The following is a 24,888-nucleotide window of genomic DNA, read 5'->3' on the forward strand; positions in this document are numbered from 1 at the left end:
ATTGCGTAAGTTGCGCTTCCCCTTTTTGTACTCGCCTGCCCGCAAGGCCTGCGGCAGACTGGACGGATGACACGCAATATCGTGATCCTGACCGGCGCGGGAATTTCCGCCGAAAGCGGCATCGACACCTTTCGCGGCGGCGGGGGGCTGTGGGAGCAGCACCGGGTGGAGGACGTCGCCACGCCCGAGGCCTTTGCCCGCGATCCCGAGCTGGTGCTGCGCTTCTACGACATGCGGCGCGCGGCGACCCAGACCAAGGAACCCAACCCGGCACATCTGGCGCTGGCGCGGCTCGACCGGGAGTGGGCCAGACGCGTGCCCGGTGGCGAAGTGCTGATCGTCACGCAGAACGTGGACGACCTGCACGAACGCGGCGGGGCGGTGAATGTACTGCACATGCACGGGGAGCACCTGAACGCCTGGTGCACCGCCTGCGACACCCGCAGCCGCTGGACCGGGACGCTGATCGAGCGCCCGCCCTGTCCCGCGTGCGGCGAACCGGCGCTGCGGCCCGATGTAGTCTGGTTCGGCGAAGTGCCCTACCGCATGGAGGAGATCTACGACGCGCTGCGAGAAGCGGACCTGTTCGTTTCGATCGGCACGTCGGGCGCGGTCTATCCAGCGGCCGGGTTCGTCCGAGCCGCCCGCGATCTTGGCGCGCGGACGCTGGAACTCAATCTCGAACGCTCGCAAGGCTCCGCCTGGTTCGACGAGACGCGGCTTGGCCCGGCGAGCGAGATCGTCCCGGCCTGGGTGGACGAGATGCTATCCGCCTGAGCCTAGCGGGCTGAGCCGTTGCAACCCCGGCACTCGGGATCGTGCGCGATCTTCATCGAGCGCAGGCCGGGCTTGAGCCCATCGAGCACGTGGAGCTGGCCCCACTGCGGGTCACCCAGCGTGGCGACGCCTTCGAGCAGGACGCGCATCGCCGCCATGGCACCGAAAGCGCCGACCATGCCGACCATCGCGCCGAGCACGCCCTGATCGGCGCAGGTATCGCAATCCTCGGCATCGAAGGCATCGCCCACGAAGCAGCGGTAGCAGGCATGCCCTTCGCGGTGGCCGGCGAAGTTGGCGACCTGGCCCTGGAAGCGGCCAAGCGCGGCAGTTGTGAGCGGTATGCCGGAGGCAACGCACGCGTCCGACACGGCAAGGCGCGTGGCGAAGTTGTCGCAGCCATCGAGCACCACATCGGCCCCGGCGATCAGCGCGGCGGCGTTGTCGCGACCGATCCGGGCGACGTGCGCGGTGACGTCTAGCGCAGGGTCGAAGCGGCGGACCCAGTCGGCGGCGGCTTCGGCCTTGGCCTTGCCGATGTCGGCCGTGGTGTAGATCGTCTGGCGCTGGAGATTGCTCGCCTCCACCGCATCGTCGTCGATCAGGGTGAGCCGGCCGATGCCGGCGCCGGCCAGATACTGCAGCGCCGGGCTGCCGATGCCGCCCATGCCGACGAGCACGACGTGGGATTCGACCAGCCGCGCCTGACCCGCGCCACCGACTTCGGGCAGGACGATGTGGCGGGCGAAACGATCGAGGCGGTCTGGGGAAAGCGTCATGGCGCCTTGCCCTTACTGGCTTTGCCGGCCGTGCGAAAGCTGCGTGACAAGCGGGACCTGTGCGCGCAATCTGGTCGAAACAGACCAGAAAGAGGGATTGGAAGCATGGGCGAATTGGACGGCCGGATTGCGCTGGTGACCGGCGCATCGCGCGGGATCGGCGCGGCCACGGCGCGGGCGCTGGCAGCGGAAGGCGCAAATGTGGCAGTGACCGACCTTGCCGCCCCCGAGGCGCTCGCCGCAGAGATCGGCGGACTCGCCCGCGCGCAGGACGTGACAAGCGAGGACGATTGGGCGGCCACAGTCGACTGGTTGCGCGCCGAGGCCGGTGGGCTGGACATCCTGGTCAACAATGCCGGGTTGTTCCTGATGAAGCCGCTGCTCGAAACCACGCTGGCGGAGTGGCAGCGACTGCACCGCGTCAACGTCGAGGGCGTGTTCCTGGGCACCCGAGCGGCGATCCCGCTCTTGGCCGAGCGCGCCGGGCAATGGGCGGGTGGGGCGTCGGTGATCAACCTGTCGTCGATGGCGGGCCTTGTCGGATCGGCGGGCACGGCCTGCTACAACGCCAGCAAGGGCGCGGTGCGGCTGTTCACCAAGGGCGCAGCGCTGGAGCTTGCGCCGCAGAAGATCCGGGTGAACTCGGTGCATCCCGGCGTGATCGACACCAGCATGGGCGACGAGGTGGTCAACGGGCTTGCCGGACTGACCGGTCTCGGCGCGAACGAGGCGCGGGTGGCGGCCACCGCGATCCATCCGCTCGGCCACATGGGCCAGCCCCAGGACATTGCCAATGCCATCGTGTTCCTGGCGGGCGACAAGTCCGCGTTTATGACCGGCAGCGAACTGGTTGTCGATGGCGGCGTGACTGCCGGATAGCGAAAGGCGAAGCGCGTAATGACTCGGCAGGCATTCGCTGCTAGGGATGGGTCCATGCGCAGCATCCTGCCTTTCGTCACGACGACTACCACCACCCCGGCGCGCCGGGGGCGGGGTCGTTCGGGCTGAGCAGCCCAGCGATGTCGCCGCCCGGTTCGGGCAGGCGGCGTCACCTTCCCGGACCGTAGCTTCTCCCTGACGCCAGCCCTTCCGGCGCGCGCGGCGATGTGCCAAAGCGCGGCAAACGAGCAGAGAGTAACGATGTCCGAACTTCTCAAGATCACCCTGCCCGATGGTTCGCTGCGCGAAGTTGCGCCGGGCACCACGCCGGCGGACATCGCCGCGGCGATCGGGCCGGGCCTTGCCAAGGCGGCGATCGCCGCGCGCGTCGACGGCGAATTGCGCGACATCACCCGCCCGCTGACCGCCGACGCGCAACTGGCGCTGGTGACGGCGAAGGACGAAGCCGACGCGCTCGACCTTGCCCGCCACGACTTTGCCCACCTGCTGGCCGAAGCGGTGCAGGCGCTGTTCCCCGGCACGCAGATCACCTTCGGGCCGAGCACCGACGACGGCTTCTACTACGACTTCGCGCCCAAGGACCGGCCCTTCACCGACGAGGACCTGCCCGCGATCGAGGCGAAGATGCGCGAGCTGATCGCCGCCAACAAGCCACTGCGCCGCGAGGAGTGGAGCCGCGAACAGCTGATCAGCCGCTGGAAGCAGCAGGGCGAGACGTTCAAGGCCGAATGGGCCGCCGAACTGCCCGAGGGCGAGGCGCTGACGGTCTACTGGTCGGGCGACGACTGGCTCGACATGTGCCGGGGGCCGCACTTGGCCAGCACCGGCAAGCTCGATCCGCAGGCGTTCAAGCTGACGCGTGTGTCCGGCGCCTACTGGCGTGGCGACCAGAAGAACGCGATGCTGAGCCGCATCTATGGCACCGGCTGGCTCAACAAGAAGCAGCTCGATGCGCACCTGACGCGGCTTGAGGAAGCGGCGAAGCGCGATCACCGCAAGCTGGGCAACGAGATGGACCTGTTCCACCTCCAGGCCGAAGCGCACGGCAGCGTGTTCTGGCATCCCAAGGGCTACAAGGTGTGGCGCGAGCTGGAAGGCTACATGCGCCGCGCGATCGACGATGCGGGCTATCGCGAGGTGAAGACCCCGCAGGTGATGGACGCGCGCCAGTGGGAGCAATCGGGCCACTGGGGCAAGTATCGCGAGAACATGTTCGTCATCCCCGACGAAGTGCCCAACACCGAGGAAGAAGGCCCGCTCGTTTCCAACGATGCGGACTGGATGGCATTGAAGCCGATGAACTGCCCGGCGCACGTGCTGATCTTCCGCCAGGGCATCAAGTCGTACCGCGACCTGCCGCTGCGTCTCTATGAAAACGGCTGCTGTCACCGCAACGAGCCGCACGGCGCGCTGCACGGGCTGATGCGCGTGCGCCAGTTCACGCAGGACGATGCCCACATCTTCTGCCGCGAGGACCAGATCGTTTCGGAAGTGCAGGCGTTCTGCGAGCTGGCCGACCGCATCTACAAGGACTTCGGCTTTACCTATTCGATCAAGCTGGCGCTGCGCCCGGAAAAGCGCTTCGGCAGCGAAGAGATGTGGGACAAGGCGGAAAGCGAACTGCGCGACGCGGTGGTCCGCGCCGGCCTTGCCACTGAGCAATACGGCTGGGAGGAACTGCCCGGTGAAGGCGCGTTCTATGCGCCCAAGCTGGAATGGCACCTGACCGACGCAATCGGCCGCACCTGGCAGGTCGGCACGATCCAGTCGGACCGCGTGCTGCCCGAACGGCTGGATGCGAGCTACATCGGCGAGGACGGCGAAAAGCACCGCCCGGTGATGCTGCATCGCGCGATCTTCGGATCGTACGAGCGCTTCATCGGCATCCTGATCGAACACTTCGCAGGCAAGCTGCCGACCTGGCTGGCCCCGGTACAGGCGGTGGTGGCGACCATCGTGTCCGATGCAGACGACTATGCGCTCGATGCCGTGGCCAAGCTCAAGGCGGCGGGCATCCGCGTCGAGAGCGACCTGCGCAACGAGAAGATCAACTACAAGGTGCGCGAGCATTCGCTCCAGAAGGTCCCCTACCTTTTGGTGGTGGGCAAGCGCGAGGCCGAGGAAGGCACCGTCGCCATCCGCACGCTGGGCGAGCAGCAGCAGAAGTTCGTTTCGCTCGACGAGGCGATCGCACTGTTGAAGACCGAAGCGACGGCGCCGGACCTGCGGTAAGCCTGCTCGGAAGTCTTGGCCCGCCGGCGCTTGTGCGAACAGGTGCCGGTAGCGGCGCAGGACGTCTACTCCGTCGCGGCACTTGTGGGCATGACGCCCCGATGTGAAATTTACGCCTTGCCTATCACATTGCGATGTGAGACATCGTCGCCATGTCGACCGATCTCATCACCCGTCTGCGCCGCCTCGTCATCGAAGGAGGCATGTCCCGCTCCGGCCTCGCCCGTGCGGCTGGGCTCCATGCCAACACGTTGCGTGACATGACCGAGCCGGACTGGAACCCGACGGCCGACACGCTTGCCAAGCTCGAGCGCTTTCTCGACGACAGCGACGAAACGCCGGCGCTGGTACCGATCGAGGAAATCATCGAGGAAGCGCGCAACGGGCGGATGTTCATCCTCGTCGATGACGAGGACCGCGAGAACGAGGGCGACCTCGTCATCCCCGCGCAGATGGCCACGCCGGACGCGATCAACTTCATGGCCACCCATGGCCGCGGGCTGATCTGCCTGACGCTCACCCGCCGCCGCTGCGAGGAACTCGGTCTCGACCTGATGAGCCGCAACAACGGCACCCGTCACGAAACCGCCTTCACGGTCTCGATCGAGGCGCGCGAGGGCGTGACCACCGGGATTTCGGCCGGCGACCGCGCACGCACCGTCTCTGTCGCGATCGACGCCGGCAAGACCCGCGACGATATCGTCACCCCAGGCCATGTCTTCCCGCTGATCGCGCGCGATGGCGGCGTGCTGGTGCGCGCAGGGCATACCGAGGCGGCGGTCGACATTTCCCGCCTTGCCGGCCTCAATCCGTCCGGCGTGATCTGCGAGATCATGAAGGAAGACGGCACGATGGCGCGGATGGACGACCTGGTGCCGTTCGCCCGCAAGCACGGATTGAAGATCGGCACGATCCGCGACCTGATCGAATACCGCCGCCGCCACGATCATCTGGTCGAATGCATCGACCGTTCACCGTTCCATTCCGACTACGGTGGCGACTGGACGATCCATACCTATCGCAACAAGATCGACGGCACGATGCACCTCGTGCTGCAGAAGGGCGCGGTCGATCCCGCAGGCCCGACGCTGGTGCGCATGCACAGCCTGTCGATCCTGGCGGACGTGCTGGGCCAGCCCGGCCCGCGCAAGCGCACCCTGCAGCGTGCGATGGCCGAGATCGGCAACGTGGGCTCTGGCCTTGCGGTGTTGCTGATGGCGCCCAGCCAGGACCATCTCGCGGCCGAAGTCAGCGGCAAGCAGGAGGCGGCGATGGACTTGCGCAATTATGGCATCGGCGCACAGATCCTGGCCGACATGGGCGTGCACGACATGGTACTGCTGACCAATTCGCATGCCGCGCGCAACGTCGTCGCGATCGAGGGCTATGGCCTGAACATCGTCGGCCACCACGAAATTCCCGGAGAGTAAGCAAGCAATGGCACAGTTCCTGATTGTCGAGGCGCGGTTCTACGATCACCTCAACGACATGCTGATCGCGGGCGCGCGCGCCGCGCTCGAGGCGGCGGGGCATTCCGTCGAGGTGGTGACGGTGCCCGGCGCGCTGGAAGTGCCCGGCACGATTGCACTCGCCGACCAGACCGGGCGGTACGAAGGCTATGTCGCCATCGGCGTGGTGATCCGGGGCGAAACCTACCATTTCGAGATTGTCGCCGGCGAAAGCGCGCGTGGCATCATGGCCTTGACCATGGATGGCGTGGCCATCGGCAACGGCATTCTCACCGTGGAAAACGAGGCGCAGGCGATCGTCCGCGCCGACCCCGCGCAAAAGGACAAAGGCGGAGAAGCAGCCAAGGCTGCGCTTGCTCTTTACGAGCTGCGTCGCCGCTGGGGTTGACCCTCGGGTTTCGTGCCAAACACATCCTTAACCGTAGCTAAGGCATAACCCCGGCGACTTAAGACTGCCGGGGCCAGTGATGTCGCATCATTTTCGTGAAATCGCCGCGCGTGCGGTCGCCGATGGGGTGATCGATGCGCAGGAAGTGCTGGCGCTGCGCCAGGTCGTCTGGCCGGACGGGGTGATCTCTCCGGACGAGGCCGAAGCGATCCTGCTGCTCAACGATCACGTTCGCGAGCATACACCCGAATGGACCGACTTCGTGGTCGAGGCGGTGGGCGAGTTCGTGGTCAACGGCTGCGCACCGCGCGGCTACGTCGACGCCAGTACCGCCGACTGGCTGATCGCCCGGATCGACCACGACGGGCGGCTCGATTCGATGACCGAGCTGGAGCTGATCGTGCGCGTGCTGGAACGCGCGCTCAATTGCCCGGATCGGTTGAAGGCCTATGCCCTCGCGCAGATCGAGCGCGCAGTGGTGTTCGGCAGCGGACCGACGCGCGATGGCGGTTCGCTTTCGGCGGGTTCGGTGTCCACGAGCGAATGCGTGCTCCTGCGCCGGGTGATCTTTGCCGCAGGTGGCAGCGGACCGGCGCAGGTGTCCAAGCCCGAGGCGGAGATGTTGTTCCGGATCAAGGACGCGACGCTGGATGGCAACAACGCGCCCGATTGGGAGCGCCTGTTCGTCCAGGGCGTCGCGAACTTCCTTCAAGGGTGGAAGCGTCCCGAACAGCTGACGCGCGAACGCGCCGGTCAGCTCGAGGCGTTCATGGACGATCGCACCACGAACGTCGGCCGCTTTTTCAGCCGCATGGTCCAGACGGCGCCGAACGGCCTGCTTTCCAGCTTGCGGGGAACGGGGTTCGGGCGGCGCGGGACCGGGGCGCACTCCGTGGCGGAGGCGCGCGCCGATTTCGAGGTGACCGACAGCGAGCGGCTGTGGCTCGATGCCCAGATCGACGCGGACGACACGCTCGACCCGCTGGAGCAGGCGCTGCTGCGCTTCATCATGCAGGAAGAGGGCTGACAGCGGCTCACGCCGCAGGCTTGAGTTCCGGCGCGGGTTTGTACTTGGTGGCGTCGGTGGTGAACTCGGCATGGCCGAGGCTGCCAAGGTAGCCGCGCACCTTCCCCACCAGCCGCCGGTCGGCAAGATGGCGCACGATCGGCGTCTTTGCCGCAACGCCATAAGCCTGAACCTGCCCCATCAGGGTGAGGCCGACGGCGGCGGCGCGCATCTTGTCGATCGGACGGATCCTAACGCCGAAGCTCGCGGCTGTGCGTTCGCTGCCATCGCAGAAGTTCTGCATGAAATAGACCTTGGCGAAGGAGCGCTCGAGCCGATCGCGCACCTTGCCTGCGGGCGTGGAGGCATCGACCAGATCGGCTTCCATCGTGGCGCGCAGCAGGCCGCCGCAAGTCGCTTCATCGAAGCCGCTGCGCAGCGACAGCGCGCGGGCGTTCCAGGCATCGACGATGCCGCGTGGCGTGTCCGCGAGAAGGTCCTCGGGCAGGCCGAGCAGGAAGCAGCGATAGCGTGACAGCTCGATCTGCGCACGTTCTTCGGGCGTGAAGTGCTCGCGGCCTTCCTTGATCACCTTGGACGAAATGAGGAAGTCCGAGATCAGCCCGGCCGGCATCTGATCGACCTGCGGGATGGGGATGCCGTAGACCTTCTGGTCCCAGCGCCCGCGCGAAAGCACGTTGAAGCGCACCATCGAGTGCATCAACCGCACCATCGCGGCCGCCTTGAAGCCGGCCCCGAAGCGATGAAGCGCGCCCGGCAGCACCGAGGTGCCGAAGAAAGTGGCGGTTTCCTTGATGCGGCGGGCGGCGGTCTTGTTCGAAAGCGTGCCGGTCAGCGCCATCGGCAGCGCGGCGTACTTGTTCATGAACGTGGCGATGAAGGCCCCCCGGATCGCCCAAGGCGCGAAGTTGGCGAAGGCGACGCGCTGCAGCCGCGCACCTTCCTCTACCAGCTTCATGTCGACCCAGGCGGGCGTTGCCTCCATCGAGCGGATGAAGGTCACGAGTTCGGGCGGGGCGCCTTCCACCTTGTCGACGCCCTTGTCGCAAGCCTCGACGAGCATGTCGACGAGACGCTTGAAGCCGAGTTCGGGAATCAGCGCGGCATAGGGATCGGCCACGGAATCGCCCATCATGGTGTAGGCCGCCATGCGCTCCATCAGCTCGCGATTGTCGAGCAGGCGCGCCGCGACATCGGGGCATCCGCGCAGTTCGCTGCGGGCGATGTCGTCGGCGCTTTCACCCAGCAGGCGTTCGGGACGGATGGCGAAGTCGACGGAACCGTACATTGCCGGGTTGTCGGTCTTCTGCGCTTCGATCCTGCCGCGCAGCTCTGCAATCGGGGTTGGCATGGGAATATCGCTCCATCGGAACAGCCGTTGGAGTTAAAATACTATCTGTCGATAGAAATTCAAGTCCCTGCCCTAGAGGGCGTCGATCTCGGCATCGAGGGCGGCGGTAATCGCGGCGAGCGGGGGGCCGGCGATGTCGTCCCAGCCGAAAATGCGCAGTGCCACCGTACGCCCCGATTGGAAGGCGGTGAGGCTGGCGATCATCAGCATGGCACGGATGCGTGCCGGCTCATCGGCGGCATCGCGCCCCTGGATCCGCGCGATCATCGCCGCGATGAGGTCAATGCCGGGGGCGAACAGGCGTTCGAGCATGACGTCCAGAGCAGGGCCGGGGGCAAGCAGTTCGCGGCTGACGAAGGCACCCCACAGGCCCGCCGAATCCGCGCCGGTCATCGCGCGCGCAACGGCGGCCATCGTGCTCTTGAGCGCAGCGCGCAGGTCCGTTTCGCCCGCTAGAAGAGCCTGCGCGGCGACCTCCGCTGGGGCTTGCGTCATCGCGACGAAGCGCGCCGCGATCTCCTCGGCGCAGGCGCGGTAAAGCCCCTCCTTTCCGCCGAAATAATACTGAAGAGAGGGCAGCGTGGCGCCCGCGCCTTGAGCGATGGCCCGGGTGGTTGCCGCTGCGAACCCGACGCGGCCGAATTCAGCAATGGCCACTTCGAGAATGCGCTGGCGCGATTCCTCGCCCTTGCGGTAGCCGCCGCGACGTCCAGCCGCCGGCGCGCCGCCGGTCATCTGCGCAACCTCAGACAGTGAAGCTTTCCCCGCATCCGCAGGAGCCCTTGGCATTGGGGTTCTGGAACACGAAGCCGGCGGTAAAATCGTCTTCCTGCCAGTCCATCGTGCTGCCGATCAGGTAGAGCACCGAGGCGGCATCGATGAAGAACAGCCCGCCGGGCGTCTCGATCTTTTCATCGAGCGGGTTGGCCTGCGTCACGTAGTCGACCGAATAGGCAAGGCCCGAGCACCCGCGGCGGGGGGTCGACAGCTTTACGCCGATCGCACCTTCCGGTGCACTGGCCATCAGCGTGGCGACGCGCGCCTCTGCGCTGGGCGTCAGCACGACGGCGGCGGGGCGGGGGCGGCGAGCTGTGGTGGTGGCTTCGGTCATGGCAGGTCCAATATAGGGCGCGGGTTACAGCATTCCCAGTTCGAGCTTGGCTTCATCGCTCATCTTCTGCGGGTCCCACGGCGGATCCCACACGAGGTTGACCTCGGCATCGCGCACCCCGGGCACCGCCGAGACGCGCAGTTCGACTTCGCCGGGCATCGATTCGGCCACCGGACAATGCGGCGTGGTGAGCGTCATCGTGACGGCGACATGGCCGTCCTCTGCGACATCCACGCCGTAGATCAGGCCGAGATCGTAGATGTTGACCGGAATCTCCGGGTCGAAAATGTCGCGCAGCGCGGCGATCACGCCTTCATAGATCGCCCCGCCCGGCTCGCCCGCGGCAAGGCCCTGCGGCTTTTCGGCGAGGAAGCCTTCGAGATAGTCGCGCTTGCGCTCAAGCTTTTGGGCCGCAGTCTCCGAGGGCATTTCCTCGACCGCGTCCTCGACGAAGGCGCGGCGCGGCGCGGCCACGTCTTCCACTTCCTCGATCGCAAACTTGCGGGGTTCGTCGCTCATCCGAAGATCCTCATCGTCCTCTCGATGCCGCGTACGAGCGCGGCAATGTCGCTTTCATCGCTGTAGATGCCAAAGCTGGCGCGGGCGGTGGCCGGCACGCCGAGGTGCTCCATCAGCGGTTGCGCGCAGTGGTGGCCAGCGCGGATCGCCACGTTCTCCTCGTCGAGGATCGTGCCGAGATCGTGCGGATGCACGCCATCGATCGCGAAGCTGACGATGCCTGCGCTGTCGTCCGGACCGAACAGCCGCACCGAGTTGAACCGGCCGAGCTCTGCACGCGCCTGACGCACCAGCGCGGCTTCGTGCGCGTGGATGGCCTCAAGCCCGATCCCTGCGACGAACTCTGCCGCGACGCCGAAGCCGATCGCTTCGACGATGGCCGGCGTCCCCGCCTCGAAGCGTTGCGGCGCGGGTGCCCACGTCGTGCGTTCGAACGAGACGCGGTCGATCATCGAACCGCCGCCCTGCCAAGGCTGCATGCCATCGAGGATCTCGGCCTTGGCCCAGAGCGCGCCGATGCCGGTCGGGCCGTAGAGCTTGTGCGCCGAGAAAGCGTAGAAATCGCAGCCGAGCGAGGCGACATCGACCGGCAGGCGGGCTACCGCTTGGCAGCCGTCGAGCAGGATCTTCGCGCCGACGCCGTGGGCCAGCGCAACGGCGCGCTTCGCATCGAGCACGGAGCCGAGCACGTTGGACACGTGCGCCAGCGCGACGAGCTTGTGCGCCGGGGTCAGGGTGCGCTCCGCCGCGTCGAGGTCGATGCGGCCGTCCTCGGTCAGCGGGCATACGTCGATGGCAATGCCGGTGCGATCCTGTATCAGCTGCCAGGGCACGATGTTCGAATGGTGTTCGAGCTGCGAGAGCAGCACGCGATCGCCGTGCTTCAGGTTGGCGAGGCCCCAGCTCTGCGCGACGAGGTTGATCGCCTCGGTTGCGCCGCGGGTGAACACCAGCTCGTGCTCGGCGCCGCCGATCAACGCGGCGACGCGGCGGCGGGCGGCTTCGTAGCCGAGCGTCATCTCCGCCGAGCGGGTATAGACGCCGCGATGGACCGTGGCGTAGTCGGCACCCAGCGCGCGGGTCACCGCGTCGATCACGACCTTCGGCTTCTGCGCGGTGGCGGCGCTGTCGAGATAGTGCCAGCGCTGGCCGTCGGAATTGACGAGGCCGGGCCACTGGTCGAACCGTGTGAGCGTGGCGGCGGAGGTAGCGGCAGCGGTCACAACAGGCCCTCCAGCGCGGCGATCGCGGCCTGCGTCAGACGTTCTTCCTCGGCCGCGCCGACGAAGGCTTCGGCGATGAAGGCCTGCAGCATCAGCTTCTTGGCCTCGGCCGGGGGAAGCCCGCGCGATTGCAGATAGAACAGGCCCTCGGCACTGAGTTCGCCGACCGCGCAGCCGTGGGCACACTTGACGTCGTCGGCATAGATCTCGAGCTCGGGACGGGCGTTGGCCGTGGCGGTGCGGTCGAGCAGCATCGCGCGGATCGACTGTTCGCCATCGGTGCCGATCGCGCCGCGATCGACCACAACGCGGCCGAGGTAGGCGCCGGTGGAATGCCCCGCCAGCACCGAGCGCACGACCAGGTTCGAAGTCGCGTCCGGCTCAGCGTGGACCACTTCGGTAATGATCTCGAGCGTCTGGTCGCCGCCCGCCAGCTGCGCCGCGCCGAAATGGAAGTTTGCGCCCTTGCCCAGCGTGACCCGCAAGGCAACGCGGCCATAGGCGCGCGCTGCGTTGAGCACGCGCAGATCGTAGCTCGCGCCTTCGTCCAGCACGATCTCGATGTCGCGGGCCTGCGGTCCTGCCGCATCGACAACGATCGCCTTCGCGCCCTGTTCGCCCGCGCCGAGCACGATGCGTTCGGCGGGGAGCGGCCAGAGTGCTTCGAGCGCGGCAAGGTCGGCGTAGCGATACGCCTCGTCCTTGCGGGTGGGCAGGGTGGCCACGGTCATGCGACCACGGCCTCGTAGCCGTTCTCTTCGAGTTCGAGCGCAAGGTCGGCCCCGCCCGACCGCACGATGCGACCGCCCGCCAGCACGTGGACGAAGTCCGGCTTCACGTAATCGAGCAGGCGCTGATAGTGCGTGATCAGCAGGACGGCCTTGTCTGGCTTGCGCATGATCGCATTGATGCCTTCGCCGCAGATGCGCAGCGCATCGATGTCGAGCCCGGAATCGGTTTCGTCGAGGATGGCGAGGCGGGGATCGAGGATGCCCATCTGGACCATCTCGGCGCGCTTCTTCTCGCCGCCGGAAAAGCCCACGTTCACCGGGCGCTTGAGCATTTCCATGTCCATGCGCAGCAGGCCTGCCTTTTCCTTGGCGAGCTTGAGGAACTCGCCGCCAGAAAGCGGGGCCTCGCCCCGGCTCTTGCGCTGGGCGTTGAGCGCTTCGCGCAGGAACTGGACGTTGGATACGCCGGGGATCTCGACCGGGTACTGGAAGCCCAGGAACAGGCCGGCGGCGGCGCGTTCGTGCGGCTCCATAGCCAACAGGTCTGCGCCCTCGAAATCGACCGACCCACCGGTCACTTCGTAGCCCGGCCGCCCGCCAAGCGTATAGGCGAGAGTCGACTTGCCCGCGCCGTTCGGCCCCATGATCGCGTGGATCTCGCCCGCATTGATGGTCAGCGACAGACCCTTGAGAATGGGCTTGCCGGCGACTTCGTTGGCGAGGTTGTCAATTTTCAGCATTGCGTTTTCCGGTGGTGCAATTGGCAAGGTAATCGGCGCGGACCTCGTCGAAGAGGTCGCGCCAGCTCTTCTCGGTGGCACGCGCATCGTCGAGCAGCTTCTGCCGGGCATCGAGCTGCGCGAGAGCGGTGGTCGTCGTTGCTTGCCCACTGGCGCCCGAAGGCGTTGTGGAGAGCAGCGTTGCACGCTCCTGCGCGATGGCGCGCTGTTCGGCATAGGCGGCCGCGGCGAACTCGGTGCGGCGATGCGGCTCATCGCTGATCAGCGTCTTGATCTCGGCGCGGTTGCACGTCTTGACCGCCGTCAGCGCAGGCGCTGCATCGGGGACTTCCGCGCCGAGCATCAGGGTTGCGAGCAGGATCATGATCGGTCGGCCATCACACTTTCGACGCTCAGCGCCGCTGCGGTCTGGCGAAGGCGCGCGGGGCGCGAACGGGACGGGGCGGCCGGGTCAGTGCGGTGACCGCAGCGCGCACCTGTTCGATTACGGCAGCGACATCGGCCACAACCGCCTCGGGATCGAAGCGCAGAACGGTCAGCTTCTGCTCCGCCAGCTGGCGATCGGCGCGATCGGCCAAGGCGGGATCGGCATTGGCGGAATCGCTCGTCAGCATCAGCACGAGCGGGCGCTGGCGGCACTGGAAGTCGGCGATCACCGACCCCGCCACGGCCTTGCGCTTGAACAGCAGGGTCGGGAAAGCTTCGGCGAGCGCGGCGGCAAGAACCGTTTCCGCCTCTGACGGATAGCGGCGCTGCTCGCGCGCGAGATCATGGATCCGGTCGAGCCGGGATGCCGAAATCGCACGCTTGGAGCGCGTGGCCGAAGCGGGCGCCGAGCCGGCGGGGCGAAGGGAAAGGGTCGGTTTCATCAGGCGAGCTGCGGCAGATGCTGGCTGCCGCGTCCGCGCAGGACATCGACAACGTTTTTGACCATGCCAAGGCGGCGCCGGCCGCGGGCATGGTCCCTATACTGGGCAGGAAAAGTGCGCGGATCGAAAGCTTGTCCGGCGCGAGAGGCAAGATAGTCCTTGTCGGCCGGAAGATGGAGCATCGCCGCATCGATCGATTGGGAAAGCGGGGGGATCGGCGACAGCGTGCGCGCCGACCACCAGCGCTGCACCAGCCCCAACTCACCCGCATCGCGCAAGGGCAAGCCCCGCGCCGCAAGGCGCAGCAGCGCGCTGGTCACGACCATCTCGTCGCCGGTGTGGTGCGTGGTACCGAGCGCCGCGACATAGCCCGGCCAGATCTTCTCGATCTCCGCCGACAACTCGGCAAAGCGGGCCGGACTGCCGGCGATGAATTCTCCGCCGAACCAATGGCGGCTGCCCGCGGGCACCTCGAAGAGATCGAGATCGACGCCGATGCGGTCCTCGCCATAGGCCGGCGCGACGTGATGCCAGATGTCGTAGACGGTCAGCGCGTCGGGATCGGGCAATTCGAACTTGCGCTGCACGACCATGTCGAGATCGACCAGCGCAACCTGGTCGCCCAGCTCGCCGCTGGCGAACATCGACATCAGGTCGAGCTTATAATGAGCCGCCTGAAAAGGGATGCCGCCTGGAACATCGCGGGCGAAATCACCGGGCAGCACTGTGGCGGCGTCCTTGAGGCCCAGTCCGGAAAGCCGTGCCGCAACCCATTCGGCGGCGTTGCTGACGAGCGCAAAGGGCATGTCCGCCACCTTTGCCGACGCGGCGAGCGTAGCCGCGTTGCGCAAGTAGACATCGACCTTGAGCGCACCGGGCGATGCAGGATCGGTGGCGAGAACGGCAGGGTCCGCAACATGCATCAGTCCGTAAAGCCGCAACATCAGCCCACACTCCCTTCGAGGGAAATTCCCAGAAGCTTCTGTGCCTCAACCGCGAATTCCATCGGCAGCTGCTGCAGAACCTCACGCGCGAAACCATTGACGATCAGCGCCACCGCCTCTTCCTGCGCAAGTCCGCGCTGCATGGCATAGAACAACTGGTCGTCCGAAATCTTGCTGGTGGTCGCTTCGTGCTCAATCGTGGCGCTGGGATTGCGCACTTCGATGTACGGAACGGTGTGCGCGCCGCAGTCGGCCCCCAGCAGCAGCGAATCGCACTGGGTGAAGTTGCGCACACCTTCGGCCTGCGGCGCCACGCGGACAAGCCCGCGATAGGTGTTGTTGGACTTGCCGGCGCTGATCCCCTTGGACACGATGGTCGAACGCGACCCCTTGCCGTTGTGGATCATCTTCGTGCCGGTATCGGCCTGCTGGTGGTTGTTTGTGACCGCGACCGAGTAGAATTCTCCCACCGAATCCTCACCGTTGAGGACGCACGAGGGATACTTCCAGGTGATCGCGCTACCCGTTTCGACCTGCGTCCAGCTGACCTTGGAACGGGCGCCCTGGCACAGGGCGCGTTTGGTCACGAAGTTGTAGATGCCGCCCTTGCCCTCGGCATCGCCAGGATACCAGTTCTGGACTGTGGAATACTTGATCTCGGCATCGTCGAGCGCGACGAGTTCGACAACCGCGGCGTGAAGCTGGTTTTCATCGCGCTGTGGCGCGGTGCAGCCTTCGAGGTAGGAGACGTAGGCCCCCTTTTCGGCAACGATCAGCGTGCGTTCGAACTGTCCAGTATTTTCGGCATTGATTCGAAAATAGGTCGACAGCTCCATCGGGCAGCGCACGCCTTCGGGGATGTAGACGAAGGTGCCGTCCGAAAAGACCGCGCAGTTCAACGCAGCGAAATAGTTGTCGTGCATCGGCACGACCTTGCCCAGCCAGCGGCGGACAAGATCGGGATATTCGCGGATCGCCTCGCTGATCGAGCGGAAAATGACGCCCGCCGCTTCGAGCTCCTTGCGGAAGGTCGTGGCGACCGAGACGCTGTCGAACACGGCGTCGACGGCGACCTTGCGCACGCCGGCGAGGACCTTCTGCTCCTCGAGCGGGATGCCCAGCTTTTCGTAAACCCGCAGGATCTCGGGATCGACCTGGTCGAGGCTGTCGAGTTGCTTCTTCGCCTTGGGCGCAGCCCAGTAATAGGCTTCCTGGTAGTCGATCGGCGGGATCGACAGCTTGGCCCAGTCGGGCGTGGGCATGGTCAGCCAGTGGCGATAGGCCTTGAGCCGCCATTCGAGCATCCACTCCGGCTCGTTCTTCTTGGCCGAGATGAAGCGGACGGTGTCCTCGGACAGGCCCTTGGGCCCGTATTCCTGCTCGATGTCGGAGGCCCAGCCATGCTCGTATTCGGCGACGCGAGCCGCGGCTTCGCGGGCAGCCTGATCCTTAACCGGAACGGCATCGAGGGCGGAGGGAGAGATATCGGCGCTCATGAAGTCAACTCGGGCGAGGGCGAACCGGCGGGCCGCGAAAGCTGCACCAGCGAAATGCCGGCCAGGGCGCCACGCAGCGTTGCGTCGACGACAGGCCAGTGGGGACGGACGCTGCACGCGGATTCGAGCGTACAATCGCTGCGTCCATGCGTGGAACAGGTGGCAAGCGCGATTGGTCCTTCGACCGCCTCGACAATGTCGGCAAGGGTAATTGCCGCAGCGGGACGGGCAAGCTTGAGGCCACCACCCAAACCACGAACCGACTTCAACAATCCCGCGGCCGACAGCTTGCTGACAAGCTTCTGCACGGTGGGCAGCGGCAGGCCGGTCTCTTCAGCCAGCCGGGGTGCATTGATCCGCGCCTGGCCACAATGACGCGCGGCGGCACACATCGCCACGACGGCGTAGTCGGCCATGCTGGATAGACGCATCGTTCAGGCAATCCGCTGAGAATCGGACGGGCGGTCAAACTTGGACCAGATCGTTCCAGTTATGTAGTCCCCGCGCCCTTCAATGGCAAGCCGCGGCAGGCAAGATGCCCCCCTGCCCTTTGAGTCAGGCGCCGAAGCCGTCCGGCAAAGCCGCGAAGCTGGGGCTCACTTCCTGGAAATTGCGCAAGTCGAGCAGAGCCGAAAGGACGGGCGCGTCGGGCGCGCCCAACCGTGCGGGGGTACGCCCGGCAAAGAGGCGCAATTCCCGGATCATATGCGACTGGTCGTAGAACTGCTCTTCGACGGCGGCGATCTGATCCGGCGGCGTGTCAGGATGACCGAGCAGCGCTGCGGCTCGCAAGGCGCGATACTTTCGCGCAAGCTGCTTGGGCGGCAGTCCGAAATACTGGTCGACAAGGCGCTGAAGCTGCCGAGGCGAATATGGCGAGCGCGACGCCAGATCTTCCACCATCGGGGAAAGTGCACCACCCAGCCATTCAGCCACGATACCGATCAGCCGCACGTGCGCTGCCGGCACAGGTCGGAGCAACGGCTGAAGCACGGCGGACGCAAGCTCCGCCATCTCATCTCCAGAAAGCCCGGGCGTATCGCCGGTTGCATTGTAACGTGCGGCAAGGTCATGCGCGAATTTGGTCAGCGATGGATCGATCACGCTGCCGGCATCAAGCAGGCGGTTGGCGTGCTCGGCCGCCGAAAGGCCGGCGGTCAGCGCACCCCAGCCGAGCGGGCTGATTGCCGCGCCAAACACGTGCCAGGGACCGTCGACCAGGATCGGCGCGGCCGCCGAAAGCGGCGTGACGAGGCTTGCCGGATGGCTAGCGTCGATCGTCCCGTCGCGGACGAACAGTTCGCCATGCCCGCGCAGAAAGAAGATGAGCAGGCCGGCGCTCGCCGGACGCAGGTCCGAGATGAGCTGCTCATCGCAAGTGAAGTGGAAGAAGGTCGTAATGAACGGCGCCAGCGGTTCGGGCACCGGGATGTATTCAAGCTTGATAAGCGCAGCGCTGGTTAGCGGACGACGTGCCAATTCGGCTCGGCGCCGCTCGAAAGCCTCGGCCCGATCGCGCTCCTGATGGTCCATGGTTGTCGTATTGCGCCCCATTTGCGCGAACAAATCGGCAATACGAAGCGGCTGTCAAGCCAATGCCCGACAGGGAAAGGAAAAAAAGGCGGCCGCGCCAGGGGCACGGCCGCCCTAAAGTCGAGAACTCGATACATCGCTGCACCGAGCCCTTCGGGTCGCAGGGCCGTACTAAGGCAAGGACCGATTCGAGAATTGTACGGATTCGACAAAATCGGTTGCGCACGTGCAACAGGCTTCGCGAAATCTCGCAAGCCAAGACATTATGCACTCAAATGGCAACAAAACGGTCTTGGCGTGGTGCAGCGCAACAGCGATAGCGTCGAACACCTCTTCCAAGCTCGATGGATCCCGCTCAGGATGCTTTACCAAGCCGTCAGGCCGTTGCTTTTCCGCCTTCCCGCCGAGCCTGCGCATCGCCTGACAATTTCCGCGCTCAAGACATTGCCGATGGGCCGCCCTGCCCCGCCTGAGCCCGCGCTGGCGCAGCGCGTTGCGGGGCTCGTTTTTCCCAATCCGGTTGGTCTGGCACCCGGGTTCGACAAGAATGCCGAGGTCGCCGACGAATTGTTCGACCTCGGCTTCGGCTTCGTGGAGATCGGCACGGTTACGCCACGCCCGCAGGAAGGCAATCCCAAGCCGCGCCTGTTCCGCCTCGTCGAAGACCGCGCAGTGATCAATCGGATGGGCTTCAACAACGACGGTGCGCAAGCGGTCGCCGAACGCCTTGGGCGGCGCCAGGGGCGGCCCGGCATGCTCGGCGCAAACATTGGCGCCAACAAGGATTCACCCGACCGAGTGGCTGATTACGCGCAGATGACGCGGATCATGGCGCCGCTTGCCAACTATCTTACCGTCAACATCTCCTCGCCCAATACGCCGGGGCTTCGGGCGTTGCAGGACGAAAGCGCGCTTGGCGAACTGCTTGACGCAGTGATCGAGGCGCGTGCGGCGCATCCCACGCCCATCTTCCTGAAGCTCGCCCCCGATCTTGCCCGCAGCGACATCGATGCCATCTGCAGAATCGCGCTCGACAAGCGGCTGGATGCACTGATCGTTTCCAACACGACGATCACCCGTCCGGGCCTTCGCTCGCCGCTTGGCAGAGAGACCGGGGGGCTGTCCGGTGCTCCGCTCAAAGCGCTGGCCCTGGAACGCTTGCGTGACTTCCGCTTGGCGAGCGGCGGGCAAATCCCGCTGATTGGCGTGGGCGGAATAGCAACCGTGGAGGATGCCTGGGAACGCATCCGCGCAGGCGCCAGCCTGGTCCAGATCTACAGCGCGATGGTCTATGAAGGACCAGGCCTTGCCCGCAGGATCGTTCGCGGCCTGGCAGAAAGGGTGCGCGCCGAAGGCCTTACCAGCATTGCCGAGGCCGTCGGCAGCGCATAGCGTGCGCGCCATGACGCTTCGACTGCCCTATGCGTTCGCCCGGCTCGCGCCCCTAGCTGCAACCGCCGCCCTTGCCGCCTGCGCCATGCCGGCCCAATCGCCGTTCGAGCCGGTGGCGGCGCCTGCCGTCCCACCGGTGGCCGGCCAGGCAGACAGCGCGACGGTCGGAGAACGCGGCCTTGTCTCAGCTGCCGATCCGCGCGCGGCCGATGCTGGCGCGCAGATGCTGCGGCTTGGCGGATCTGCAACCGACGCGGCGATCGCCACCATGCTCGCGCTGACGGTGGTCGAACCGCAGAGTTCGGGCATCGGCGGAGGCGGCTTCCTCGTCTCTGGCGATGCAGCTGGCAATGTCGAAACGATCGATGGCCGTGAAGCCGCGCCAGCAGCTGCAAACCCCAAGTGGTTCTACGTCGGCGACAAGCCGCTCCCGATCGGCGAGGCAATTCCGGGCGGCCGCAGCGTGGGCGTGCCGGGGTCGCTCCGGCTCGTGGCGCTTGCGCACGAAAGGCACGGCTTGATCGCGTGGCGCACCCTGTTTCAGCCCGCGATCCGGCTGGCGCGCGAAGGTTTCGTCGTCACGCCGCGGCTGTATATGATGCTTTCGCGCTTTCCCGGCACCGGTGCGCTCGATCCCGCTGGAAAGGCGCTGTATTACGGCGAGGATGGCAAACCCAAGCCGGTCGGCACGCTGATCCGGAATCCCGCGCTTGCCGATTTCCTAGAGACCGTTTCCGCACGCGGCGCTTCCGCCTTCTATGCCGGTGACAATGCCACCACGATCGCGGCCAAGGTCGGCACGGCGCCACGCAACCCGGCACCGATGACGACCGCGGACATCGCCAGCTACCAAGCCGTAGCGCGTGCCCCGGTGTGCGGCCAGTATCGCGTCTGGCGCATCTGCGGCATGGGCCCGCCCTCTTCGGGCGCCACAACCGTCTATGCCGTGCTCAAGCAGCTCGAACGGTTCGATCTCAAGGCGCTGGGGCCAGACAATCCGGTCGCCTGGCACTTGCTCGCCGAATCGGAGCGTCTCGCCTATGCCGACCGCGACCGTTACCTCGCCGATCCCGGTTTCGTGTCGGTGCCGGTTCAGGGGTTGACCGATCCCACCTATCTTGCCCAGCGATCCGCGCTGATATCGGCTTCAGCAACAATCCCGTCCGTGGCGGCCGGCACACCGCCCCAGCCGACAGCGCGTCTTGCGCCGGCGCAGCCGCAAGAAGAACACGGCACCTCGCACTTCGTGGTCATCGACACCAAGGGCAATGCGATCAGCTACACCTCGACAATCGAGAGCGCGTTCGGCTCGGGCCTGGTGGTCAATGGCTACTTCCTCAACAACGAGCTCACCGACTTCAACATCGTGCCCGACAAGGACGGTCTGGCCACGGCCAATCGTGTAGAGGCGGGCAAGCGTCCGCGCAGCTCGATGGCACCGACACTGATCTATGGCCCCGATGGCAAGCTCGTGATGGCGGTTGGTGCCGCCGGGGGTGCGACGATTCCCGTCCAGGTGATCAAGACGATCGTCGGCGTGCTTGACTGGGGGTTGCCCGTAGGGCGCGCGATTGCCCTGCCGGTCCTGTTTGCCCCCGGTGGTGATACCGTGTTCGTCGAGAAGGGCTCCTCACTCGAACAGATGGTCCCCGCGCTACTCGCACTCGGCCACGTGAAGGTGTCTCCGATCGAAATGCCGCTGAAGACCAACGCCATCGTCCGCGTGGGCGATCGCTGGATGGGCGCAGCCGATCCGCGCAGCGAAGGAGCGGCCGTCGCGCAGTAGCGCGTCGCCTTCCTAGAGGCTGAGCGTGAGGTCCCAATACCCGTAAAGCGTGTTGCCGTTGGCACGCCCGTTCGGTGCGTCGCGCAGCAGGCGGCCCTTGAACAGGGCGACGGCACCCACTTCCGACTGCAGCAGGCCAGGAACGATCGCGTAGCGAACGCGACCTTCGATCTGCGTGGCGGCGTAGCGCCCAGAAGTTCCGCTCGCATCGCGCACGCCGGTCGTGGCAAACGTATCATGCACGTTCTCGGCCCAGGCAATCCGTGCTGCGGTCATCAGCTCGAGCCGCGCAAACGGGCTCGCCTCACCTCGCAAGCCGGGCGAAATGATGTTCGAGCGCTGCAGCGCGCCGAACAATCCGGTCGGCCCAAACTCCGAACGGCGCGCTCCGAACAGCGTGTCGAAACGGCGATATGCCCCGGCACGGCCCGAATCACCGCTCGCCGCATCAAACAGCCCGGACACGCGCGGCGACCATTTGCCTTCGAATGTGTAGCCCGCTTCCGCATGGACCAGCCAGGCCGACACTTTGAGGTCAGTGACATCGGAGATCGAAGTAGTGCGGCGCGCCTTGCCGCCCTGCCACGCCAGCTCGAAATCATGATCGAATCTGCCCTTGGCCGGCTTGGCAAAGAGCCTGGTGCCGATCGTCCAGAGGCGACGATTGCGGGTTGGCAGATCAGGACGATCTCGCTCGACGAGACGTAACGCATAGCCTTCGACCGAGCCGCCAAGCATTCCCGGGACGGTGACATCGCCGCCGAAGAACTGCAGGTCGGTTGATTCGCGATCGAGCCTGACCTTGTTGTCGGCGATTTCCGCCGCGGCATCGGGCAAGCGGATCTGGGGCATCGTCCAGAAGCCGATCGCGCGCACGCCACCTGCCGTGGTCCAATCGCCCTCGACGCCGGTGAAAGCATTGGTCGTGTTGCGAAAGCGATTGCGCGCAACGAGGCGACGACCACCGATGTCCATGGTGAAGCGACCAAGTGTCAGAAGTCCGTGCCCCGCCTTCGCACCCTTGCCGAAAGCGCCCGTACCATGGTCACCGAGTTCGAATCGCACGAAAGCCTGGACGGGTTCGAAAGTGTTGACTTCACCGGTTCCGGCCGTTGAGTTCGACCGCTGCAGGTAGGCCCGGCTATCGATGACCTCGGCTCCGAACCGCACAGGTCCAGCATCATATTCTGCAGCAACGTCCGTGCGGATCGAAAGCATCGAATCCGCATCCGGGCCGGCAGCGCGGAACTGGTTGTCGATGCCTTCAAGGCGGGTGCGGACCGAAGCGCTGACCTGAAGATCATCGGTCGCACCCAAAGCCTGCGCCAACGGCGCCTGCCTTGCTGAAGCGGGACTCGCGGTCAGGCCTGCCACGACGAGCGCGGACAGGACAACTCTGTTGGTCACAGTCGTTCTCCTGCAAAGGTGCGACACCCGGTCCCCGCGTGGGGTGCCGGTTCGGCGCCGCGCGGCGGCCTATGGCAGCTATATCCGCATGTGCAAAGGAGGACTTGCCGTCCGCTGGGACCTTGCCTATGGCCCTGTCCGTCACTTGGGGAGTAGCCATCCGCGCAGCCAGCGGATCCCGATGCGTCAACATGCTTGGCCGAGAGGCCATGGCGCAGGCAGAGCTCGCCGGACCTGCGGCAGGCTTTGGGCGAGACCAATGGCAACGGCGCTTTTCGTCCGGCCGGGCGGAAGGGCGCGGTTGTCGTTTGTCTCGACTGGTTCGCCCGGCCCCGTGGAAAGCCCATGATTCTCGAAGCCCTGACCACCTCGACCGCTGTCGTCGCACTCGCGGAAATCGGCGACAAGACGCAGCTGCTCGCAATCATTCTAGCCGCCCGCTTCCGCAAACCCTGGCCGATCGTAGCGGGCATCCTCGGCGCGACCATCGCCAATCATTTCCTTGCCGCACTTCTTGGCGAGACAGTCGCCGGGTTCATGGACGGGCCCGCCTTCCGCTATGCCGTCGCCGCCGGCTTCATCGCCATGGGGCTGTGGACGCTGGTGCCCGACAAGATGGACGATGACGAAAGCCCGAAGCCATCGCGCTTCGGTCCGTTTCTCACGACCCTTGTTGCCTTCTTCGTGGTTGAGATTGGCGACAAGACGCAGGTCGCTACTATTGCGCTGGGCGCGCAGTATCATGATGCGATTGCGGTCACGATGGGCACCACGCTCGGCATGATGCTGGCCAACGTACCGGCTGTGTTCCTCGGCGAGGCTTTGCTGCGTCGCGTGCCGCTCAAGGCCGTAAGGATCGTCGCCGCATTGCTGTTCGTGGGTCTTGGCCTGTGGCTGCTGGCGCGTACCGCCGGCATTCTCTGACCAAGCCTTACAGCCCTTCGCCCCAAGCGGCGCAGTGTGCATCCATCCCGACGAGCTGGCGGCGCAGCGATGCGCGCGCCAGCCGTTCCACCTCCGCCTTCCGCCGCGCCGCCGCCAGCGGCAGCGACGGTGCCGGTCGCACGATCTCCGCATCATAGCCATCACCGACGATCACTCCGCAGGCGTGGGGCAGGAACGCGGCGTCATCCAGGCACGCGCGATCGAGGTGGGGGGCGAGACCCCAGTAGAACCGGTCGCAATGCTCGAGATAGTCAGGCCATTTTGCATCCCCGAGGAGATCGGCTCGACTGACCTTGATCTCGACGATGACAATTCGCCCCTTCGCGTCGATTCCCATCAGGTCCGCGCGACGGCCTGACCGCAGCGGCATTTCAGTAAGGCACCAGATGTCATTGCGCGCGAACAACCGACAGATGCCTCGCGCGACCGAGCGGGCGTCCGCAAAGGTGTCCGATGCAGAGAGATCAAGCGCGACAAGTTCCGGTGATTCGGACATGGCGCCTAGCATAAGAACATAGAGCGAACGCGTAAAGCAGTCCCGCCATAAGCCTAGACACGGAAGTGTTCAGCCGAGTCGCTTCAAACCTTGCGGAGGTACAAGTTCGAGCAGCACCGCCCTTGCTGCAACGAACTCCTGCCATAGCGCATGGGCCGCCGGAGCAGCGGACAGGCCACGGGCGTGAACGGCGAGCAGGGCAGAAAGCCCCGGCTCCATCATCGCGGCGAGATCGTCGACCCCGCGACGGGCCTCGTCGTAGCGCCAGCCGCCGGCATCGCGGGCAAGAGCAGGAAAATTGCGAATCTCTGCCTTGCGGGCTTCGGGCGGGTGACCAGCAAGCGAGGCAACCACCGCCGCCGCGTCGTGAAGCGCCGCCCATTTCATCGAAAGCGCCGATCCGGCCCCGCTGCCAAAATCAGCCCGGCCAGAACCAGGCAGGCCTGCCGATCGTGCCGAAGCGTGGGCGGATGACCGCTCCTGCGAATGAAATGCGCTCGCCATGGCGGCATGGTACCAGAGGCCTGCCTTCCAAATAACTAAGCCTCAGCGCGTATAAGGATTCTGACGTGGATCATTGCAGAGAAACACGTGCGATGGGGCTGGCACCTTAATCGATCCGCTGCTAGTGGACCCCGACCAAGCACCCGTAGCTCAGCTGGATAGAGCGTTGCCCTCCGAAGGCAAAGGCCACAGGTTCGAATCCTGTCGGGTGCGCCACAACCCCTCAAAGATCATCGCAGCTCGGTCACCGCATCTGATGCGCAAGGCTC

Annotated in this window: 25 protein-coding genes, 1 tRNA gene and 1 pseudogene; 10 read left to right on the forward strand and 17 right to left on the reverse strand. The window is 65.8% G+C overall.

Annotation, left to right across the window (positions count from 1 at the left end; translation table 11 throughout):
* Nucleotides 1-66: 66 nt before the first annotated feature.
* Nucleotides 67-777, forward strand: a complete 711-nt coding sequence (locus tag AACH40_RS16490) for an NAD-dependent deacylase (RefSeq protein ID WP_338643328.1) — start codon at nt 67-69, stop codon at nt 775-777.
* Between the two features lie 2 nt (nt 778-779).
* On the opposite strand, the gene AACH40_RS16495 is transcribed toward AACH40_RS16490, so the two are convergent.
* Nucleotides 780-1,556 (reverse strand): HesA/MoeB/ThiF family protein, encoded by a 777-nt coding sequence (locus AACH40_RS16495; protein WP_338643330.1) that lies wholly within the window; start codon nt 1,554-1,556, stop codon nt 780-782.
* Nucleotides 1,557-1,661: 105 nt separating this feature from the next.
* Here AACH40_RS16495 and AACH40_RS16500 point away from each other — a divergent pair, with 105 nt between their 5' ends.
* The 5 genes from AACH40_RS16500 to AACH40_RS16520 all read left to right on the forward strand — a co-directional run bounded on the left by AACH40_RS16500 (nt 1,662) and on the right by AACH40_RS16520 (nt 7,572).
* The gene (locus AACH40_RS16500; protein ID WP_338643331.1) at nt 1,662-2,435 is read left to right on the forward strand and encodes a glucose 1-dehydrogenase; all 774 of its coding nucleotides are present in this window, start codon (nt 1,662-1,664) and stop codon (nt 2,433-2,435) included.
* 261 nt (nt 2,436-2,696) lie between these two features.
* The gene (gene thrS, locus AACH40_RS16505) at nt 2,697-4,688 is read left to right on the forward strand and encodes a threonine--tRNA ligase (RefSeq protein WP_338643332.1); all 1,992 of its coding nucleotides are present in this window, start codon (nt 2,697-2,699) and stop codon (nt 4,686-4,688) included.
* 152 nt (nt 4,689-4,840) lie between these two features.
* Complete coding sequence (ribB, locus tag AACH40_RS16510; RefSeq protein ID WP_338643333.1) at nt 4,841-6,118, forward strand: 3,4-dihydroxy-2-butanone-4-phosphate synthase; 1,278 nt, start codon at nt 4,841-4,843, stop codon at nt 6,116-6,118.
* Between the two features lie 7 nt (nt 6,119-6,125).
* Nucleotides 6,126-6,545 (forward strand): 6,7-dimethyl-8-ribityllumazine synthase, encoded by a 420-nt coding sequence (gene ribH, locus AACH40_RS16515; protein WP_338643334.1) that lies wholly within the window; start codon nt 6,126-6,128, stop codon nt 6,543-6,545.
* A 79-nt stretch (nt 6,546-6,624) separates the two neighbouring features.
* The gene (locus tag AACH40_RS16520) at nt 6,625-7,572 is read left to right on the forward strand and encodes a hypothetical protein (RefSeq protein WP_338643335.1); all 948 of its coding nucleotides are present in this window, start codon (nt 6,625-6,627) and stop codon (nt 7,570-7,572) included.
* A gap of 7 nt (nt 7,573-7,579) precedes the next feature.
* Here the strand turns inward: AACH40_RS16520 and AACH40_RS16525 are convergent, their stop codons facing one another.
* The 13 genes and pseudogenes from AACH40_RS16525 to AACH40_RS16585 form a co-directional block, all read right to left on the reverse strand.
* Nucleotides 7,580-8,923 carry an oxygenase MpaB family protein gene (locus AACH40_RS16525; protein WP_338643336.1) on the reverse strand — a complete coding sequence of 448 codons (1,344 nt, stop codon included), beginning with the start codon at nt 8,921-8,923 and terminating at the stop codon, nt 7,580-7,582.
* A gap of 72 nt (nt 8,924-8,995) precedes the next feature.
* Complete coding sequence (locus AACH40_RS16530; RefSeq protein WP_338643337.1) at nt 8,996-9,658, reverse strand: CerR family C-terminal domain-containing protein; 663 nt, start codon at nt 9,656-9,658, stop codon at nt 8,996-8,998.
* A gap of 10 nt (nt 9,659-9,668) precedes the next feature.
* The gene (locus AACH40_RS16535) at nt 9,669-10,034 is read right to left on the reverse strand and encodes a HesB/IscA family protein (RefSeq protein WP_169494996.1); all 366 of its coding nucleotides are present in this window, start codon (nt 10,032-10,034) and stop codon (nt 9,669-9,671) included.
* A 24-nt stretch (nt 10,035-10,058) separates the two neighbouring features.
* The gene (locus AACH40_RS16540; protein WP_338643338.1) at nt 10,059-10,553 is read right to left on the reverse strand and encodes an SUF system Fe-S cluster assembly protein; all 495 of its coding nucleotides are present in this window, start codon (nt 10,551-10,553) and stop codon (nt 10,059-10,061) included.
* Nucleotides 10,550-11,776 carry a cysteine desulfurase gene (locus tag AACH40_RS16545; protein ID WP_338643339.1) on the reverse strand — a complete coding sequence of 409 codons (1,227 nt, stop codon included), beginning with the start codon at nt 11,774-11,776 and terminating at the stop codon, nt 10,550-10,552. Before AACH40_RS16545 ends, AACH40_RS16540 begins: the two co-directional genes overlap by 4 nt.
* A complete protein-coding gene (locus AACH40_RS16550) occupies nt 11,773-12,507 on the reverse strand; it encodes a SufD family Fe-S cluster assembly protein (RefSeq protein ID WP_338643340.1) in 735 nt (244 codons plus the stop codon). Before AACH40_RS16550 ends, AACH40_RS16545 begins: the two co-directional genes overlap by 4 nt.
* Nucleotides 12,504-13,187, reverse strand: a pseudogene (gene sufC, locus AACH40_RS16555) (Fe-S cluster assembly ATPase SufC); the annotation flags it as partial. The gene AACH40_RS16550 and the pseudogene sufC, both read right to left, overlap by 4 nt.
* A 46-nt stretch (nt 13,188-13,233) precedes the next feature.
* Nucleotides 13,234-13,611, reverse strand: a complete 378-nt coding sequence (locus tag AACH40_RS16560) for a hypothetical protein (RefSeq protein WP_206069721.1) — start codon at nt 13,609-13,611, stop codon at nt 13,234-13,236.
* Nucleotides 13,612-13,639: 28 nt separating this feature from the next.
* On the reverse strand, nt 13,640-14,116 hold the full coding sequence (locus AACH40_RS16565; protein WP_338643342.1) for a DUF559 domain-containing protein: 477 nt from the start codon (nt 14,114-14,116) through the stop codon (nt 13,640-13,642).
* On the reverse strand, nt 14,116-15,060 hold the full coding sequence (locus tag AACH40_RS16570) for a hypothetical protein (protein ID WP_338643343.1): 945 nt from the start codon (nt 15,058-15,060) through the stop codon (nt 14,116-14,118). The genes AACH40_RS16565 and AACH40_RS16570 overlap by 1 nt, the downstream gene beginning before the upstream one ends.
* Nucleotides 15,060-16,556, reverse strand: a complete 1,497-nt coding sequence (gene sufB / locus AACH40_RS16575; protein WP_338643344.1) for a Fe-S cluster assembly protein SufB — start codon at nt 16,554-16,556, stop codon at nt 15,060-15,062. The genes AACH40_RS16570 and sufB overlap by 1 nt, the downstream gene beginning before the upstream one ends.
* A complete protein-coding gene (locus tag AACH40_RS16580) occupies nt 16,553-16,987 on the reverse strand; it encodes an SUF system Fe-S cluster assembly regulator (RefSeq protein ID WP_169494988.1) in 435 nt (144 codons plus the stop codon). The genes sufB and AACH40_RS16580 overlap by 4 nt, the downstream gene beginning before the upstream one ends.
* Nucleotides 16,988-17,111: 124 nt before the next feature.
* A complete protein-coding gene (locus AACH40_RS16585; RefSeq protein WP_169494987.1) occupies nt 17,112-18,089 on the reverse strand; it encodes a helix-turn-helix transcriptional regulator in 978 nt (325 codons plus the stop codon).
* Nucleotides 18,090-18,449: 360 nt separating this feature from the next.
* Between AACH40_RS16585 and AACH40_RS16590 the strand changes: the two genes are divergently transcribed.
* Nucleotides 18,450-19,481, forward strand: a complete 1,032-nt coding sequence (locus AACH40_RS16590) for a quinone-dependent dihydroorotate dehydrogenase (protein WP_338646140.1) — start codon at nt 18,450-18,452, stop codon at nt 19,479-19,481.
* A 10-nt stretch (nt 19,482-19,491) separates the two neighbouring features.
* Nucleotides 19,492-21,267 carry a gamma-glutamyltransferase gene (gene ggt, locus AACH40_RS16595; RefSeq protein WP_338643345.1) on the forward strand — a complete coding sequence of 592 codons (1,776 nt, stop codon included), beginning with the start codon at nt 19,492-19,494 and terminating at the stop codon, nt 21,265-21,267.
* A 12-nt stretch (nt 21,268-21,279) separates the two neighbouring features.
* On the opposite strand, the gene AACH40_RS16600 is transcribed toward ggt, so the two are convergent.
* Nucleotides 21,280-22,674: an alginate export family protein gene (locus AACH40_RS16600; protein WP_338643347.1), complete on the reverse strand. Its 1,395-nt coding sequence runs from the start codon at nt 22,672-22,674 to the stop codon at nt 21,280-21,282.
* 345 nt (nt 22,675-23,019) lie between these two features.
* Between AACH40_RS16600 and AACH40_RS16605 the strand changes: the two genes are divergently transcribed.
* On the forward strand, nt 23,020-23,598 hold the full coding sequence (locus AACH40_RS16605) for a TMEM165/GDT1 family protein (protein ID WP_338643348.1): 579 nt from the start codon (nt 23,020-23,022) through the stop codon (nt 23,596-23,598).
* 7 nt (nt 23,599-23,605) lie between these two features.
* Here the strand turns inward: AACH40_RS16605 and AACH40_RS16610 are convergent, their stop codons facing one another.
* Together AACH40_RS16610 and AACH40_RS16615 are read right to left on the reverse strand one after the other, a co-directional pair.
* Nucleotides 23,606-24,115 carry an MmcB family DNA repair protein gene (locus AACH40_RS16610; RefSeq protein WP_169494983.1) on the reverse strand — a complete coding sequence of 170 codons (510 nt, stop codon included), beginning with the start codon at nt 24,113-24,115 and terminating at the stop codon, nt 23,606-23,608.
* A 69-nt stretch (nt 24,116-24,184) separates the two neighbouring features.
* Nucleotides 24,185-24,502, reverse strand: a complete 318-nt coding sequence (locus tag AACH40_RS16615; protein ID WP_169494982.1) for a hypothetical protein — start codon at nt 24,500-24,502, stop codon at nt 24,185-24,187.
* A 256-nt stretch (nt 24,503-24,758) separates the two neighbouring features.
* On the opposite strand from AACH40_RS16615, the gene AACH40_RS16620 reads away from it, so the two are divergent.
* Nucleotides 24,759-24,835, forward strand: a tRNA-Arg gene (locus tag AACH40_RS16620).
* Nucleotides 24,836-24,888: the final 53 nt, after the last annotated feature.

Source organism: Novosphingobium olei, from assembly GCF_037076535.1.
In the GTDB taxonomy this organism is placed as follows: domain Bacteria; phylum Pseudomonadota; class Alphaproteobacteria; order Sphingomonadales; family Sphingomonadaceae; genus Novosphingobium; species Novosphingobium olei.

Coding starts and splice junctions, on each gene's coding strand:
- ggt (WP_338643345.1), top strand. CDS start 19,492: ATGACGCTTCGACTGCCCTATGCGTTCGCCCGGCTCGCGCCCCTAGCT.
- AACH40_RS16570 (WP_338643343.1), bottom strand. CDS start 15,060: ATGTTGCGGCTTTACGGACTGATGCATGTTGCGGACCCTGCCGTTCTC.
- AACH40_RS16500 (WP_338643331.1), top strand. CDS start 1,662: ATGGGCGAATTGGACGGCCGGATTGCGCTGGTGACCGGCGCATCGCGC.
- ribB (WP_338643333.1), top strand. CDS start 4,841: ATGTCGACCGATCTCATCACCCGTCTGCGCCGCCTCGTCATCGAAGGA.
- AACH40_RS16580 (WP_169494988.1), bottom strand. CDS start 16,987: ATGCGTCTATCCAGCATGGCCGACTACGCCGTCGTGGCGATGTGTGCC.
- AACH40_RS16535 (WP_169494996.1), bottom strand. CDS start 10,034: ATGACCGAAGCCACCACCACAGCTCGCCGCCCCCGCCCCGCCGCCGTC.
- thrS (WP_338643332.1), top strand. CDS start 2,697: ATGTCCGAACTTCTCAAGATCACCCTGCCCGATGGTTCGCTGCGCGAA.
- AACH40_RS16565 (WP_338643342.1), bottom strand. CDS start 14,116: ATGAAACCGACCCTTTCCCTTCGCCCCGCCGGCTCGGCGCCCGCTTCG.
- AACH40_RS16495 (WP_338643330.1), bottom strand. CDS start 1,556: ATGACGCTTTCCCCAGACCGCCTCGATCGTTTCGCCCGCCACATCGTC.
- AACH40_RS16590 (WP_338646140.1), top strand. CDS start 18,450: ATGCTTTACCAAGCCGTCAGGCCGTTGCTTTTCCGCCTTCCCGCCGAG.
- AACH40_RS16525 (WP_338643336.1), bottom strand. CDS start 8,923: ATGCCAACCCCGATTGCAGAGCTGCGCGGCAGGATCGAAGCGCAGAAG.
- AACH40_RS16490 (WP_338643328.1), top strand. CDS start 67: ATGACACGCAATATCGTGATCCTGACCGGCGCGGGAATTTCCGCCGAA.
- AACH40_RS16605 (WP_338643348.1), top strand. CDS start 23,020: ATGATTCTCGAAGCCCTGACCACCTCGACCGCTGTCGTCGCACTCGCG.
- AACH40_RS16530 (WP_338643337.1), bottom strand. CDS start 9,658: ATGACCGGCGGCGCGCCGGCGGCTGGACGTCGCGGCGGCTACCGCAAG.
- AACH40_RS16585 (WP_169494987.1), bottom strand. CDS start 18,089: ATGGACCATCAGGAGCGCGATCGGGCCGAGGCTTTCGAGCGGCGCCGA.
- AACH40_RS16560 (WP_206069721.1), bottom strand. CDS start 13,611: ATGATCCTGCTCGCAACCCTGATGCTCGGCGCGGAAGTCCCCGATGCA.
- AACH40_RS16615 (WP_169494982.1), bottom strand. CDS start 24,502: ATGAAATGGGCGGCGCTTCACGACGCGGCGGCGGTGGTTGCCTCGCTT.
- AACH40_RS16520 (WP_338643335.1), top strand. CDS start 6,625: ATGTCGCATCATTTTCGTGAAATCGCCGCGCGTGCGGTCGCCGATGGG.
- AACH40_RS16550 (WP_338643340.1), bottom strand. CDS start 12,507: ATGACCGTGGCCACCCTGCCCACCCGCAAGGACGAGGCGTATCGCTAC.
- ribH (WP_338643334.1), top strand. CDS start 6,126: ATGGCACAGTTCCTGATTGTCGAGGCGCGGTTCTACGATCACCTCAAC.
- AACH40_RS16540 (WP_338643338.1), bottom strand. CDS start 10,553: ATGAGCGACGAACCCCGCAAGTTTGCGATCGAGGAAGTGGAAGACGTG.
- AACH40_RS16610 (WP_169494983.1), bottom strand. CDS start 24,115: ATGTCCGAATCACCGGAACTTGTCGCGCTTGATCTCTCTGCATCGGAC.
- sufB (WP_338643344.1), bottom strand. CDS start 16,556: ATGAGCGCCGATATCTCTCCCTCCGCCCTCGATGCCGTTCCGGTTAAG.